Raw genomic sequence first — 15492 nt, 5'->3', positions numbered from 1 at the left:
TGGCTTTTTCTATTATTCAATCTGATTAATCAGATTTTCTAATTCATCTTTTTCTCGCTTAGGAGCGGACTCCTGTGAAGGTCTCATGGCAGGAGGCGCAGCTTTTGACGGAATAACAATTTCTTCACCTGGTAAATCGGAAAAGTCATTGTCATTGCTTAGTTTTGGTTGTGGCGGTGCTGGTCGATAGAGCGGACGTGCTAGTGGTGGAGCCGCACGATAAGTCTTCTTATCAGCTACTTCTGTCACGGTTTCTTGTTGGTCACGTGAAATAGGACCTTTAGCATCTTTATCTAAACGGACCCAAGCTGCTGGCGTACCTTGCAATGCTTGACCCATAAAGTTAATCCAGATCGGCAATGCGGCAATACCACCATATTCACGACGGCCAAGCGTAGTCGGTTGGTCAAATCCAACCCATGCTACAGTCACTAACTTGCCGTTGAAGCCTGCAAACCATGCATCTTTTGCATCATTTGTAGTACCTGTTTTACCACCTAAATCACTACGGCCAATTTTAAGTGCAGCACGACCTGTACCATGCTCGATTACATCACGTAAGATGTTCGCCATATCATAAGCAGAGCTTGATTTTAAAATACGTTGAGCTTGGCGATATTGACTGTTGTTTTTGTCAGTCTGTTTAAGATTAAGCTGCTTAGCTGCGTTTTCTTTCTGTTCTATGTCTTTATTCGTAACTTCAATGACTTCATCATCAGTCGTTTTAGGTTTTTGCTCATCATCTGTGGTGTCAGGTGCATTAATACATGGAATACATGCGTATTCTGGTTTGGCTTCATAAATGACTTTGCCATAAGCATCTTCAATACGTTGAATGAAATGCGGTTGAACACGGTAACCGCCGTTTGCAAACGTTGCATAACCAGTTGCCATTTGAATTGGTAATACTTGAGGAGTACCTAAGGCAATAGTGTAGTTGCGAGGAATTTGATCTTCTTGTAAACCAAAATCCATAAATAATTGGCGAGTACGTTCAATCCCTACTGTTTGTAGAAGTCTTACTGATACGGTATTACGAGACAAATATAAGGCACGACGTAATGGGATCATACCTAAGTAACGCCCATCAGAGTTTCGCGGTGTCCATTTGCCAATTGTAATTGGGCTATCATTCACCATGCTATACGGGGTCATACCTCTTTCTAATGCTAAAGCATAAAGGAATGGCTTGATTGTAGAACCCGGTTGACGCCAGCCTTGTAAGGCACGGTTAAATTTTGATTGGTAGAAGTTGTAGCCACCTACGATTGCTTCAATTGAACCATCATTCGGGTTAATTGCAATGAGTTGACCTTGAACTTTTGGAACCTGAACTAAAGACCATGCGGTTTTATTATCATTTGGGCGTAAACGAACAATATCTTTAACTTTAACAATTTGAGATGCGCGTGAAGGAGCGCCACCTACGCTATTTGCATTGCGATAGGGGCGTGCCCATGACATGCCAGACCATTGAACCGTAACGGTTGAGCCATCTTGCATTAATGCTTCAAAAGAGCTGCTATTTACCTTAGTGACTTGTGCAGGATAGGTGTTGGCATATGCTCTAAATTCAGTTAACGGTTTGTCATGTGCTTCAGCCCCACGCCAGCCATGACGACGGTCATAAGCTTCAAGGCCATCTTGCACAGCTTTTTCTGCAATCGCTTGGCGTTTAGCATTAATTGTTGTGTAGACTTTATAACCAGAATCAATGGCTTGTTCGCCAAAATGCTTTACAAGTTCTGAACGAACCATTTCCCCAGCATAGGGATGAATATTATTTAAATCCCGATTGGGCATATTTAAATTGATCGGCTCTGCAACAGCTTTTTGATATTCTGCTTGAGAAATATAACCCAGCTGTAACATACGGCCTAAAATCCAGTTGCGTCGTTCGAGTGCGCGCTCAGGATTAACTACAGGGTTATATTTAGAAGGTGCTTTTGGCAAACCTGCAATCATTGCCATTTGAGCAATACTGAGCTCATTAATGCTTTTGTTATAATAAATTTTAGCTGCTGCCGCGATACCATACGCATTTTTCCCTAAGAAGATTTTATTCACATAGAGACTGAGAATTTCTTCTTTAGACAAATTTTGCTCAATTTTTCGAGCCAAAAAGATTTCGGTTATTTTACGTTTTAGAGTTCTTTCTGGACTCAAATAATAGTTCTTTGCAACTTGCATGGTGATCGTTGAACCACCAGTTTGCACATCTGAACCCGTCACACTTTCGCTCAAAGCACGGCCTAAACCTTTAAAACTGATCCCGCTATGTTCAAAGAAAGAAGAGTCTTCTGCTGCTAAAAATGCATGAATAAAAGCAGGGGGAATTTGTTTGTATTCAACCGGAATAGAAAGCTTACCACCGTACTCGGCAATCAGTTGATTGTCTGAAGTGTAGACCTGTAATGGTTTTAAAAGGGGAGCTTTTTTTAGTGAACTCATTTCTGGAAGCGATGGGGCGATATAGAGATACATGCCATAAAAGCCCATCGGAAGTGAGACTAAGATAATAATAATGATCAAAAAAATTGGACGCACGAAGCCCAAACTGGATAGCTTTTTCATGATAAGTAAGCTTTAATAAGATCGAATACAAACTAATTGTGGTCAGTATAGCCTTTAGACATGCGGATTGTTAGATGAGATATTGTATCCGTGTAAAAATAAAGACCTAGATTATTGGTTTGTAATTTTTTTTGGGGATAAAAAAATAATAGGACAATAGTGTGCTCAGGTTATATCGTAAACCGAATAAGGGGTTAATGGGTGTCGATATTAGTTCGACTTCTGTTAAGTTGTTAGAGCTCTCTGTTAAGAACGGTAAATATTGGGTAGAAAGCTATGCTTTAACGCCTTTACCTGAGAACAGTGTAGTTGAAAAAAATATTTTGAATCCAGAAGCAGTTGCAGAAGCTTTGGAACGGGCGATGAATTTAGCAAATCCCCACACCACTAACGCTGCAATTGCTGTTCCAACATCGACGGTTATTCATAAAACCATCGAAATGGATGCAGATATGAACGATGATGAACGTGAAGTTCAGATTCGATTAGATGCGGAGCAATATATACCGTTCCCTTTAGATGAGGTGAGCCTTGATTTTGAGGTTTTACCAGATCGACTGCCGAATCCAAATCGTGTGAATGTACTTTTAGTCGCAACACGAACAGAAAATGTTGAAACACGCGTAGAAGTACTGGAACTGGTTGATTTAACGCCTAAGCTTGCTGATGTTGAAAGTTATGCTGTCGAGCGTGCTTTTAGTGTGTTTGCTGATAGCTTACCCATGGGTGCAAATACCATTGGTATTTTAGATATTGGCCATACCATGACCACATTATCGGTTATGCAAAATGGCAAAATCATTTATACCCGTGAACAAGTCTTTGGCGGTAAACAGCTTACTTTGGAAATTCAAAGCCGTTACGGTTTGTCATTAGAAGAAGCGGGACGCGCTAAAAAAGAACGTTCTTTGCCAGATGATTATGACATCGAAATCTTAGAACCATTTTTAGATGCTGTAGTTCAGCAAGCTGCTAGATCTCTACAATTTTTCTTCTCTTCATCCCAATTCAATGAAATTGACCATATTTTGCTAGCGGGTGGCAATGCCAACATTCCAGGGCTTGCTAAATTGTTGCAGCAGAAACTCGGTTACCGAGTCACTATCGCCAATCCATTTTTACAAATGGGTTTCTCTCCTCAAGTCGACGTTCAAAAAATTGAAAATGATGCTTCTTCATTAATGGTGGCATGTGGCTTGGCTTTAAGGAGTTTTGATTAATGGCAACAATTAATTTACTCCCTTGGCGTGATGGGCTTAGGGAGCAGCGTAAAAAACAATTTATTATTTTATGTTTTGGGGTCGTTGTTTTGGGGATAACCACTGTATTTGCAGGGTGGTTTTATTTGAATCAAAAATTAAATGATCAAGAACAAGCAAATCAGCTCATCATCAGTACAAACCAAAATCTAGATCAACAACTTAAAACCTTAAATGGCTTGCAAGAACAGCGGGACGCAATTATTGAGCGTATGAAGCTCATTCAAGGTTTGCAAAGCCAGCGTCCGGTCGTTGTACGTTTGGTGGATGAATTAGTACGTGTGACCCCGGCAGCCATGTATTTGACTAAATTCAGTCGAACCGGAGATAAATTTACGATTGAAGGTAAAGCGGAAAGTCCAAATACAGTTGCAGAGTTATTACGTAATCTCGAAGCATCGCCATGGTATCGCAACGCTTTTATGAGTTCTTTCTTGGCGACCGAAGAGAAAAAAGATAAGGCTGTAAGTTCTTTGCTTCCTAGAGTTGAAGATAGCTATGGCAGTTTTGTTGTTACTGTTGATGTAGGGGAAATGGGTGTGACTACAACAGATGATACCGCCAATACGTCTGTAGGTACGGATAAGGAGGCGGCAAAATGAGTCCTGATGAACTTCATGAGCTGTCTTTAGAACAAGCTCCATCTAAGAAAAAAAAGATCACCTTAGAAAAATTCCTTCAGCAATTTAACACGCTCGACATGAACAGTTATGGCAGCTGGCCATTATCTGTGAAAATTACGTGTTGGATTTTTATTTTCTTTGCTGTATTGGCTTTAGGGTATTTTGTTGCTATTCAACCAAAGCTACAAGCAATTGATAATGCTCAAGCACAAGAAAGTAATTTATTAAATGAGTTTCGAGAAAAAGACTCAAAATTACGCAACTTGCAGCAATACCAGCTTCAACTTCAAGAGATGCAAGCCAACTTCAATCAACAGTTAGAACAATTGCCAAAAGAAACCGAAATTCCAAGTTTAGTTGAAGATATTAACTTAACGGGGGTGAATTCTGGTCTGAAGTTTAAAAATATCCGCTTAGAAGATGAAGTGAAGCAGGAAATTTTTATTGAACAGCCTATTACTATCGAAGCAACTGGGGATTATCACGCTTTCGGTGCTTTTGTTAGCAGTATTGCGGCATTACCACGTATTGTGACGATGCATGATTTTATTGTTGAAGCTGCTCCTGTTAAGGATGGTAAATCAGATATTCCTGTGCTTAATTATTCTATCAAAGCAAAAACTTATCGTTATATGGGCGCGGTTGAAAACCAAAATAATAGTGATCCTCAAGTAATAAATGGTGAAAGTCAGATAAACGCCTCCGATAGCCGTAATGCACATATTCCTTCTATAAAGAAGTCAAAGCGAAAGTAGGAGGATAACTAATGAAACTAAAGAAAATTTTACTTTCTCTGGGGATAGGCTTGGTTTTGGTTGGATGCGACTCTAGAATCGACGCCGTAAATCAGCAAATGGCCGATATACGTAATCAGCCACCACAAGCTATAGAACCAGCGCCTGTTTTTACGCCTGTGCCACAATTTAATTATGCAGCCCATCAGTTAAAGAGCCCATTTTTACCAAGCTCACTTGCTGCTGAGCTCAAAATTATGGCGGGGAAACGAGTATATCCGAATTTCTCACGAGCACCACAGCCACTCGAAAGCTATGCATTAGAGTCCTTAAATATGAAAGGAAGTATGCGTAACAGCCGCGGGCAAGTCATGGCTCTGATCCAAACACCTGATCAACAAATTGAGCGAGTGCAGGTAGGGAACTATATCGGGATGAATCAAGGTCGAATTACCCATATTGGTCCTACTCAGATTGATTTGGTGGAGATTGTCCCTGATGGGCGAGAAGGCTATGTGGAGAGACCAAGAACCTTAGTGTTAATTGGACCCGCACCCTAAAATTTAGGGAATAACAAAGAAAAAATTATTTTTAAAGATTATTTATTGGGGATGGTTAGACAATGAATCACGTATTCCGTCAGTTTTCTATGGGAGCTGTGGCGATTGCAATTATGCAGGTTGCGTCTGCACAGGTCAGCATGACTAATATTGTACCGACGCAAATAGCGGGTCAGGGAACAGAAATTCGAGTGATATTTAATGGCTTGCCACCGCAACCACAGGCATATCAGCTTGAGAATCCTTCACGTTTGATTCTAGACTTTAATAAAGCGCAGCAGAATTTAACACAGTCAAAAGTGGCGATTGGAACGGATGAAGCGAGTTCGGTCGATGTAAGCTCCGATGATCAGCGTTCACGTTTAACTGTAAATTTGAAAGAGGCAGGTGCTTTTACAACTCGTATTGAAGGCAACACTTTTATTTTAAAGATTAATTCTGCGCAAGTTGTAGCTAAACCTGTATCAGCAAATGCAATGCAAACCCACGGTGTTTCAAACATCGGCTTCCAACGCGGTAGTCAAGGGGAAGGTCTTATTGTTATTGACCTGTTGGGGAGTAATACGCCTGTTGATGTGCAACAACAAGGCAGCAAAGTTGTAGTAAAAACTTTGGGTTCTAAAATTCCTACTCATTTAGCTAAGCGCTTAAATGTAAATGATTTTGCAACGCCTGTTTCGACCATTGAATCTTATAATGATAAAGGCAACGGTGTTATTACGATTCAATCTACTGGTAGCTATGAATATATGGCTTATCAGGCGGAAAATAAATTAACCATCAGTCTCAAGCGTCCTCAAGATAAAAGTGTAAACACTTCATCTAAACCATCTAATTATTCTGGTAATAAGCTTTCTCTCGATTTTCAAGATATTGAAGTTCGTCGCGTTTTACAATTACTTGCTGATTTTACTGGCATTAATATGGTTGCGGCTGACAGTGTGCAAGGTAACATCACTTTGCGTTTAAAAGATGTCCCATGGGATCAGGCACTTGATATTATTTTAAAAACTAAAAATTTAGATAAACGCAGAAATGGTAATGTAATTTGGATTGCTCCAGTTGCGGAACTGATCAAGGCAGAAGACGATGAGGCAAAAGCTTTAGCACAAACTATTAAATTAGCACCGATCCAAACAGATTATATTCGTTTGAATTATGCAAAAGCAGCAGATGTCCTTAAACTAATTGAAGAGACTCGTGATGGCAAGACAGCTGTCGCAAATCGTACAGCAGGTTCAGACTCTCTTGCTTTAGAAAGCTTGTTAAGCTCAAGAGGTAGTGCTGTTGCCGATACGCGTACTAATACTTTGATTGTAAATGATACAGCCCAAAATATTGATAAAGTTCGTAAAATGATTGATTTGATTGATGTACAGATCAAACAAGTCATGGTGGAAGCTCGAATTGTAAGAGCTTCTACTTCTTTTACTAAAGAGCTCGGTGTTAAATGGGGAATATTATCGCAAGGGATTACCAACAATAATAATTTATTAGTTGGTGGTAGCGAAACGACCTTATGGAATTTACGAGAGCCCAAAAAGGATGAGACTACGGGTGGTTATAAATACACGATTGAACGTCCAGATAACTTAAATGTCGATTTAGGTGTAACCAATCCGGCTGGAAGTATTGCCTTTGGCTTGATTAGTATGTCTGATTTTATGCTTGATCTCGAACTTTCTGCATTACAAGCTGATGGCTATGGTGAGGTGATTTCCACACCTAAAGTGATGACCGCAGATAAACAACCTGCGAGAGTGGCAACAGGTCAACAAGTTCCTTATCAAACCACAACTAATTCTGCTGCGGGTGCCACAGCAAGTACATCATTTAAAGATGCACTATTAAGCCTAGATGTTACCCCGAGTATTACGCCTGACGGTAAAATTCAAATGAAATTGGATATTTCTAAGGATTCTGTAGCCGGCGAAGCACCTAATGGTGAATTAATTTTAAATAAAAATAATATTAATACCAATGTACTTGTTAATAATGGTGAGACAGTCATTTTAGGAGGGGTGTTTGAGCAGACTACTTCTAATTCACAAACCAAGGTTCCTTTCTTTGGAGACATTCCTGTCGTTGGACGTTTATTTAGAAAAGATGTGAAATCTGATGATAAGCAAGAGTTACTGATTTTCGTTACGCCACGAATTGTTAATGACACTTTGGTGAGAAATCATTAATATATTTTTTAATGAAAGCAATTGAAATAGGTGGCGCCTTGCCAAGCAAAGCGTTTGAAACCCTGCCAAATATTTATTTGGTAGGGCCCATGGGGGCAGGAAAAACAACCGTTGGACGTCATTTAGCCGAACTATTAGGGCGTGAATTTTTAGATAGTGATCATGAAATTGAACGCAAAACAGGTGCCACTATTCCCTGGATTTTTGAGAAAGAAGGGGAGTTTGGATTTCGTACTCGTGAAACAGTAGTGTTAAATGAGTTGACTTCCCGTAGAGCCTTAGTGTTGGCGACAGGTGGAGGTGCAATTACTCAAGCACCCAACCGCGAATTTCTAAAGCAACGTGGTATTGTTGTTTATCTTTACACTCCTGTAGAACTACAATTACAACGAACTTACCGCGATAAAAATAGACCTCTATTACAAGTTGAAAACCCTGAACAAAAATTACGTGATTTGTTAAAAATACGTGATCCTTTATATCGTGAAGTTGCGCATTACACGATTGAAACCAATCAGGGTGCTGCTCGTGATCTTGCTCAAAAGATTTTGCAACTTATTTTGTCCAACCCGCTAAAATAGCCAAACTTACTTGTGGTTTTATAAACTCATGCAAACTTTACATGTTGAATTAGGCGAACGCCGTTATCCTATTTTTATTGGCAGTCAACTTGATCCTAAGCAGTTGCTTGAGCCTTATATTCATGGTCAACAGGTCATGATCGTGAGTAACGAAACGGTCGCTCCTTTATATTTATCTCATTATCAAGAAGCTTTAAAAAGTTTGGGTAAAACTGTAGCGACTTGTATTTTGCCAGATGGTGAGAAATATAAAGATATTCAACATCTAAATTTAATTTTTGATGCTTTACTTGAAGCTGGTTTTAATCGTGATTGTACGGTTTTAGCTTTGGGTGGTGGTGTTATCGGGGATATGGCTGGTTTTGCGTCAGCATGTTTCCAACGTGGTGTTTATTTTATTCAGGTTCCGACTACACTTCTTTCACAAGTAGACTCAAGTGTAGGTGGTAAAACGGGGATTAATCATCCTCTTGGTAAGAACATGTTGGGCGCATTTCAGCAACCTCAAGTTGTTTTGGCTGATATGGCTCAACTCGATACTTTACCAGATCGAGAGTTATCTGCTGGATTATCAGAAGTCATTAAATATGCCTTGTTGGGTGACGCTGATTTTCTTGTTTGGTTAGAGCAGAATATGGATGGGTTAATTGGGCGAGATGCTGAACTTTTAGCAGAAGCTGTTTATCGTTCATGTGCTCATAAAGCACGAATTGTGGCCAACGATGAAAAAGAGCAAGGCGAACGAGCTTTACTCAACTTAGGGCATACTTTCGGTCATGCGATTGAATCTTACCTTGGCTATGGCACTTGGTTGCATGGTGAAGCAGTAGCGACAGGCATGGTGATGGCGGCTGATTTATCACAACGTTTAGGTTGGATTTCAAGCGATGATGTAGAGCGTACAAAAAAAATTATTCAACGCGCTAATTTGCCGATATCATGTCCAAAAATTCCATTGGATGAATTCCTTGGATATATGGCGCATGATAAAAAAGTTCTCAATGGTCAATTACGTTTAGTGCTGTTAAAGCAACTTGGGCAAGCAGTAATTACTAAAGACTTTGATGTTGAACTCATGAAACAAGCTATTTTGGCAAATCAACACGGATAATAAATTAAGGTAACACATGACTGTATCACGTACACTTTGGCAGAATGTTCAACAATATATCTGGTTGGTGGGTGGTATCGTCTGCTTGTTGCTCGCTTTTATTTTTTGGGTAATGACCGATAGTAAAAAGCTGGTTGAAGTTGAAAAATCAGCTGATTCGGATGCGCCAGTGCAAATTCAGCCAGAGAAGGTAGCAACAACGGCTAATTTAGGGGCTTTAGCTGATGAAGTTAGACCTCTTGATTTAACAACTCGTACGGTTGCTTCTGGTCAGCATGAGGCAGAGTTTCGCGGTACAAAATTTATTAATGAAAACAAGAAACAATGGACGCTTGAGCTTTTCCGTGCGTCTGATGAAGATATTATTAAAAACTTTTTAAAAAATCGTCCAGAACGAAATAAATTTATCTACTTCCGTTTAAGTGGAGATAAGCAATCTGAACAATATGTTTTGACATATGGTGTATTTAAACGTTCTGAAGATGCAATTCAGCAGTTAACCCAACTTAACCTTGATTTACCTGAATCAATTAAACCTCAGCCGCAACAATTTTCGACTTATGCGCCATTAGTCAATGATTTAGGGGCGGATGAAATGAAAGGTGGCATTAGCCAAACTTATGAAGTGCGGTTACGTCCAGCTGCCCTCCCTAAAATTGATGAGTCCTTGCTCATAGGGGGCGGTGTGGCTACACAACCTAAAGTGGTAGCTCCAGCAACAAACTCTACAACTCGTACAACGATTATTCGTCGAGATGCTGAGGGGAATGTTGTGGATGTACATCAGTCTAATTCGGCAGTTGATGTGGCTAAAAAGGCTCAACAGAATCGTACAACAGAACCTTCAGTAAAAAATGCAACAAATGAGGGCACAAGAGGCAATTAATTATAAGGATGTATCGCACAAATATGGTGCAATAATAATAGTCATATATATTTTTTGATCAACTGTGGTGCATATTTAGTCATTTATTAAAATGATAACGCGAATAAAATCGATCTATTTTCAACAATTATAAATACTTAATTGCAAAAAATAACATTGGCATAGTTTTTGCTTTATTCTTGTGCTTATTAATGTGCTGTAAACTATTTTAGCGCTCTAAAGAGTAAATTCTATGCAGAGTCGAGGGGTCGAACTGCTTTAAAAGAGTGCGAAATAAGTCAAAACATTTTTCTAGCAAAAACCAGTGTACGTAAAAATGGAACAGCGTATATTGGCTTATCAGCCCAAAAATTTTTTTTGTGAAACATTGAGCTAACTGTCGTCCGTAGGCACTATCGCAAAAAGAAGTTGTTTGTTTGACGCTCGAAAGAGCCTTATTGAAAGAAGGGTACGCTATGCACATGCCATCGCCTAATACTGTAGCTCCCGCTCAAGGTTTATATCAACCTGATGAGTTTAAGGATAACTGTGGTTTTGGACTGATTGCCCATATGAAGGGTGAATCAAGTCATCATCTAGTTGAAACCGCGATTCACAGTTTAAGTTGCATGACGCACCGTGGTGGTATTGCCGCAGATGGCAAGACGGGAGATGGTTGCGGCTTATTATTGGCGATGCCAAAGCAATTTTTCCGTGATGAAGCAAAAAAACTGAGTGATATTACACTGAGTGAAATTTTTGCTGTGGGTACTGTATTTTTAAATACTGATCCGGCATTAGCGCAACATTCTAAAAATATTTTAACGAAAGAAATCGAGTCAGATGGCCTACGTGTACTGGCTTGGCGTGTTGTCCCTACAAATAACGATGCATTAGGTGAAATTGCGCTTCAATCTTTACCAGCTTTTGAACAGGTCATTGTGAACTGTCCAATGGGTGTGACTGAAGTCGAATTTAACCGTAAATTATTCTTGGCACGTCGTCGTGCAGAACAACAATTACAAAATGATCCGTCATTCTATGTGACTACGCTTTGTTCGACAGTAATCAGCTATAAAGGCTTGATGATGCCGGCTGCAATTGCTGAGTTCTATACAGACTTAGCTGATGAGCGTTTAAAATCACATATCGTGGTATTCCACCAACGCTTCTCTACTAATACATTACCGCGTTGGCCGTTGGCTCAACCATTCCGTTACCTTGCTCATAATGGTGAAATCAACACAATTACAGCAAACCGTAACTGGGCGTTGGCGCGTACTCCTAAATTTGAAAACCCATTATTACCGGGTCTTACTGAGCTTAACCCAATCGTTAACCGTACAGGTTCGGACTCTTCAAGCTTAGATAACATGCTTGAGATCTTAGTCGGTGGTGGTATGGATTTATTCCGTGCCTTACGTATGCTCGTACCACCAGCTTGGCAAAACGTAGAAACTTTAGATGCAGACTTACGCGCATTCTATGAGTTCAACTCTAAACATATGGAAGCTTGGGATGGTCCAGCAGGTCTCGTTATTCAAGATGGCCGTCATGCAATCTGTATGCTTGACCGTAACGGTTTGCGTCCTGCGCGTTGGGTAATTACCAAAAATGATTACATTACCTTGGCATCTGAAATCGGTGTTTGGGGTTATGAGCCTGAAGACGTAGTTTCTAAAGGTCGTGTAGGTCCTGGCCAAATTTTGGTAGTTGATACCTTAACAGGCAAAGTACTTGATACTAAAGATGTTAGTACACATTTGAAAAACATGCGTCCGTACCGTGAGTGGTTACGTGATCATGCGATTCGTTTAAATGCAAACCCAGAACTTGAAGAGCAATTAGTCGATAAAGGTTTAACTGGCGATGCTTTAAAAGCGGCTCAAAAAATGTTTATGGTGACATTTGAAGAGCGTGATCAATTGCTGCGTCCTATTGCTGAAAGTGGACAAGAAGCTGTTGGTTCTATGGGTGATGATACGCCAATGGCTGTATTGTCTCGTCAAGTACGCCATGTGACAGATTACTTCCGTCAACAGTTTGCTCAAGTGACAAACCCGCCAATTGACCCGCTACGTGAGTCAATTGTAATGTCGCTTGAAACCTGTTTAGGTCGTGAACAAAACGTATTTGAGCAAGGCCCTGAGCATGCTGACCGTATCATCATCTCTAGCCCTGTATTGTCAAATTCAAAAATGCAGCAAATCCGTAGCATTGAGCGTCCGGGTTATGAAGCAGTTGATATCAATTTAAACTATGCTGAAGAAGAAGGCTTGCAAGCTGCGATCACGCGTATCTGTGAAGAAGCGGCGCAAGCGGTTCGTGATGGCAAAACTTTAATTGTTTTAACAGATAAAAATATCCGTCAAGGTTTACTGCCAGCAAACGCAGCACTTGCAACAGGTGCGGTACATCATTACCTCATCAAAACTGGTTTACGTACTGATGCAAATATCATGGTTGAAACTGGTTTTGCACGTGATCCGCATCAATTTGCAGTATTACTTGGTTTTGGTGCAACGGCTGTTTACCCATATCTTGCATATGACGTGATCAATGACTTGATCGCTAAAGGTGAGCTTTTAGGTGACCCAATCCATGCTCAAGCAAACTTCCGTAAAGGTATTGAGAAAGGCTTATTAAAAGTTCTTTCAAAAATGGGTATCTCTACAGTTGCTTCTTATCGTGGCGGTCAGCTATTTGAAGCAGTAGGTTTATCATCAGAAGTGGTAGATCAATGTTTCTTAGGTGTTCCAAGTCGTATTCAGGGTGCAACATTTGCTGATCTTGAAAAAGACCAGAAAAAACTAGCAGCGACAGCTTGGTCAAATCGTAAGCCAATTGATCAGGGTGGTTTGCTCAAATTCGTATTTGATAAAGAATACCATGCGTTCAACCCAGATGTGATTAACGCATTACACAAAGCCGTTCGCTCTGGTAAATACGAAGACTTTAAAGAATATGCTGAGTTGGTGAATAATCGTCCAGTAGCGACTATTCGTGACTTATTTAAGTTAAAAACAACTAACTCAATTCCAGTTGAATCGGTTGAATCAGTTGAAGATATCTTGCCTCGCTTTGACTCGGCAGGTATGTCTTTAGGTGCTCTTTCTCCAGAAGCACATGAAGCAATTGCAATCGCGATGAACACGATTGGTGGCCGTTCAAACTCTGGTGAAGGCGGTGAAGATCCTGTTCGTTACGGAACAATTCGTAACTCGAAAATCAAACAGATTGCATCTGGTCGTTTTGGTGTAACTCCTGCATACCTAACCTCTGCTGAAGTATTGCAAATTAAGGTTGCTCAAGGTGCGAAACCAGGTGAGGGTGGTCAGTTACCGGGTGGTAAAGTAAATGGCTTAATCGCACGTTTACGTTACTCGGTACCGGGTGTAACGCTAATTTCACCTCCTCCACACCACGACATTTACTCAATTGAAGATTTGTCTCAGTTAATTTTTGACTTGAAACAAGTTAACCCTAAAGCAATGGTATCTGTAAAATTGGTATCTGAGCCGGGTGTAGGTACGATTGCTGCTGGTGTTGCAAAAGCTTATGCAGACTTCATTACCATTTCAGGTTATGACGGTGGTACCGCAGCATCTCCACTTTCTTCAATTCACCATGCGGGTTCTCCATGGGAATTAGGTTTGAGTGAGGCGCATCAAGCACTTCGTGTAAATGACTTGCGTGGAAAAGTACGTGTACAAACTGATGGTGGTTTAAAGACTGGTCTTGATGTGATCAAGGCAGCAATTTTAGGTGCTGAAAGTTTCGGCTTTGGTTCAACACCAATGATCGCTTTAGGTTGTAAATACCTCCGTATTTGTCACTTAAATAACTGTGCAACCGGCGTTGCAACTCAACAAGATCATTTACGTCAAGAGCACTACATTGGCGAGCCAGAAATGCTCATCAACTTCTTCCACTTTATTGCAGAAGAAACTCGTGAATGGTTGGCTGCACTAGGTGTTTCTTCATTGAAAGACTTGATTGGTCGTGTTGATTTGCTTGAAGTATTACCGGGCGAGACTGAAAAACATGCTCACCTTGATTTAAGTGCTCTGTTAACTTCTCATCCTTCTGCTGAAGGTAAAGCACAATACTGTCAAGTAGAAGGTAATGCACCATTTGATAAAGGTGTATTGGCTGAGAGAATGGTCACTGAAATGCTGCCTGCAATTGAGTCAAGCGCTGGTGGTCAGTTCAACTTCAACGTCGTGAACTGTGACCGCTCAATCGGTGCTCGTGTTTCGGGTGAAATTGCTCGTCGCTACGGCAACTTGGGTATGGAAGCACATCCAGTTGTAATGAACTTAACTGGTACAGCTGGTCAGTCTCTTGGTGTTTGGAATGCTGGTGGTTTACACATCCGTCTTGAAGGTGATGCAAACGACTATGTAGGTAAAGGTATGGCGGGGGGGCGTATTTCGATTTTTCCACCACAAAGATCGCCTTTTCCAACACAAAACACAGCAATTATTGGTAATACCTGTTTGTATGGTGCGACTGGCGGTAAGCTTTTTGCAGCAGGTACAGCGGGTGAGCGTTTTGCAGTTCGTAACTCTGGCGCATTTGCTGTAATCGAAGGTGCGGGTGACCACTGCTGTGAATACATGACAGGTGGTGTTGTGACTGTACTTGGTAAAGTAGGCCATAACTTTGGTGCGGGCATGACTGGTGGTTTTGCTTATGTACTTGACCTCGATAATGACTTCGTAGATTACTACAACCACGAATTGATTGATTTAAATCGTATTTCAACAGAATCTATGGAAGATCATAAAGAGTTCTTGTTGCGTATTATCGATGAGCATATCAAAGAAACTGGTAGTGCTTGGGCTTATAAAATCCGCAATGAGTTCGATTTCTACAGCCGTAAATTCTGGCTTGTGAAACCAAAAGCTGCTAATTTGCAAACGCTTTTGAAAACAACACAAGCTGACCCACAATAATTCCACGACTGCAAAGACATAGGCAGGTGCGGGCAACA

Annotated in this window: 10 protein-coding genes; 9 read left to right on the top strand and 1 reads right to left on the bottom strand. The window is 40.6% G+C overall.

Annotated features, from left to right (window positions below; translation table 11 throughout):
* Nucleotides 1-12: 12 nt before the first annotated feature.
* Nucleotides 13-2574, bottom strand: coding sequence for a penicillin-binding protein PBP1a (ponA, locus tag J580_RS15960; RefSeq protein ID WP_032004891.1), 2562 nt, complete (start codon nt 2572-2574; stop codon nt 13-15).
* Nucleotides 2575-2735: 161 nt separating this feature from the next.
* Here ponA and J580_RS15955 point away from each other — a divergent pair, with 161 nt between their 5' ends.
* From J580_RS15955 to gltB, 9 genes are all read left to right on the top strand, one after another.
* On the top strand, nt 2736-3794 hold the full coding sequence (locus J580_RS15955) for a pilus assembly protein PilM (protein WP_005067078.1): 1059 nt from the start codon (nt 2736-2738) through the stop codon (nt 3792-3794).
* Nucleotides 3794-4435 carry a PilN domain-containing protein gene (locus J580_RS15950; RefSeq protein ID WP_032004890.1) on the top strand — a complete coding sequence of 214 codons (642 nt, stop codon included), beginning with the start codon at nt 3794-3796 and terminating at the stop codon, nt 4433-4435. The genes J580_RS15955 and J580_RS15950 overlap by 1 nt, the downstream gene beginning before the upstream one ends.
* Nucleotides 4432-5211: a type 4a pilus biogenesis protein PilO gene (locus tag J580_RS15945; RefSeq protein ID WP_005067082.1), complete on the top strand. Its 780-nt coding sequence runs from the start codon at nt 4432-4434 to the stop codon at nt 5209-5211. The genes J580_RS15950 and J580_RS15945 overlap by 4 nt, the downstream gene beginning before the upstream one ends.
* Before the next feature lie 11 nt (nt 5212-5222).
* The gene (locus tag J580_RS15940) at nt 5223-5750 is read left to right on the top strand and encodes a pilus assembly protein PilP (RefSeq protein WP_017481730.1); all 528 of its coding nucleotides are present in this window, start codon (nt 5223-5225) and stop codon (nt 5748-5750) included.
* Nucleotides 5751-5812: 62 nt separating this feature from the next.
* Nucleotides 5813-7939, top strand: coding sequence for a type IV pilus secretin PilQ (pilQ, locus tag J580_RS15935; RefSeq protein WP_032004888.1), 2127 nt, complete (start codon nt 5813-5815; stop codon nt 7937-7939).
* Between the two features lie 11 nt (nt 7940-7950).
* Nucleotides 7951-8520, top strand: a complete 570-nt coding sequence (gene aroK, locus J580_RS15930; RefSeq protein ID WP_032004887.1) for a shikimate kinase AroK — start codon at nt 7951-7953, stop codon at nt 8518-8520.
* Between the two features lie 28 nt (nt 8521-8548).
* Nucleotides 8549-9631, top strand: a complete 1083-nt coding sequence (gene aroB, locus J580_RS15925) for a 3-dehydroquinate synthase (RefSeq protein ID WP_005067096.1) — start codon at nt 8549-8551, stop codon at nt 9629-9631.
* A 16-nt stretch (nt 9632-9647) separates the two neighbouring features.
* Nucleotides 9648-10517 carry a hypothetical protein gene (locus tag J580_RS15920; RefSeq protein ID WP_032004886.1) on the top strand — a complete coding sequence of 290 codons (870 nt, stop codon included), beginning with the start codon at nt 9648-9650 and terminating at the stop codon, nt 10515-10517.
* A 461-nt stretch (nt 10518-10978) separates the two neighbouring features.
* A complete protein-coding gene (gltB, locus tag J580_RS15915; RefSeq protein ID WP_171071983.1) occupies nt 10979-15454 on the top strand; it encodes a glutamate synthase large subunit in 4476 nt (1491 codons plus the stop codon).
* Nucleotides 15455-15492: the final 38 nt, after the last annotated feature.

Origin of the sequence: Acinetobacter sp. 1542444 (assembly GCF_000581835.1) — a bacterium.
Lineage (GTDB): Bacteria > Pseudomonadota > Gammaproteobacteria > Pseudomonadales > Moraxellaceae > Acinetobacter > Acinetobacter pittii.
This window is presented reverse-complemented; position numbering and strand designations above follow the sequence as displayed.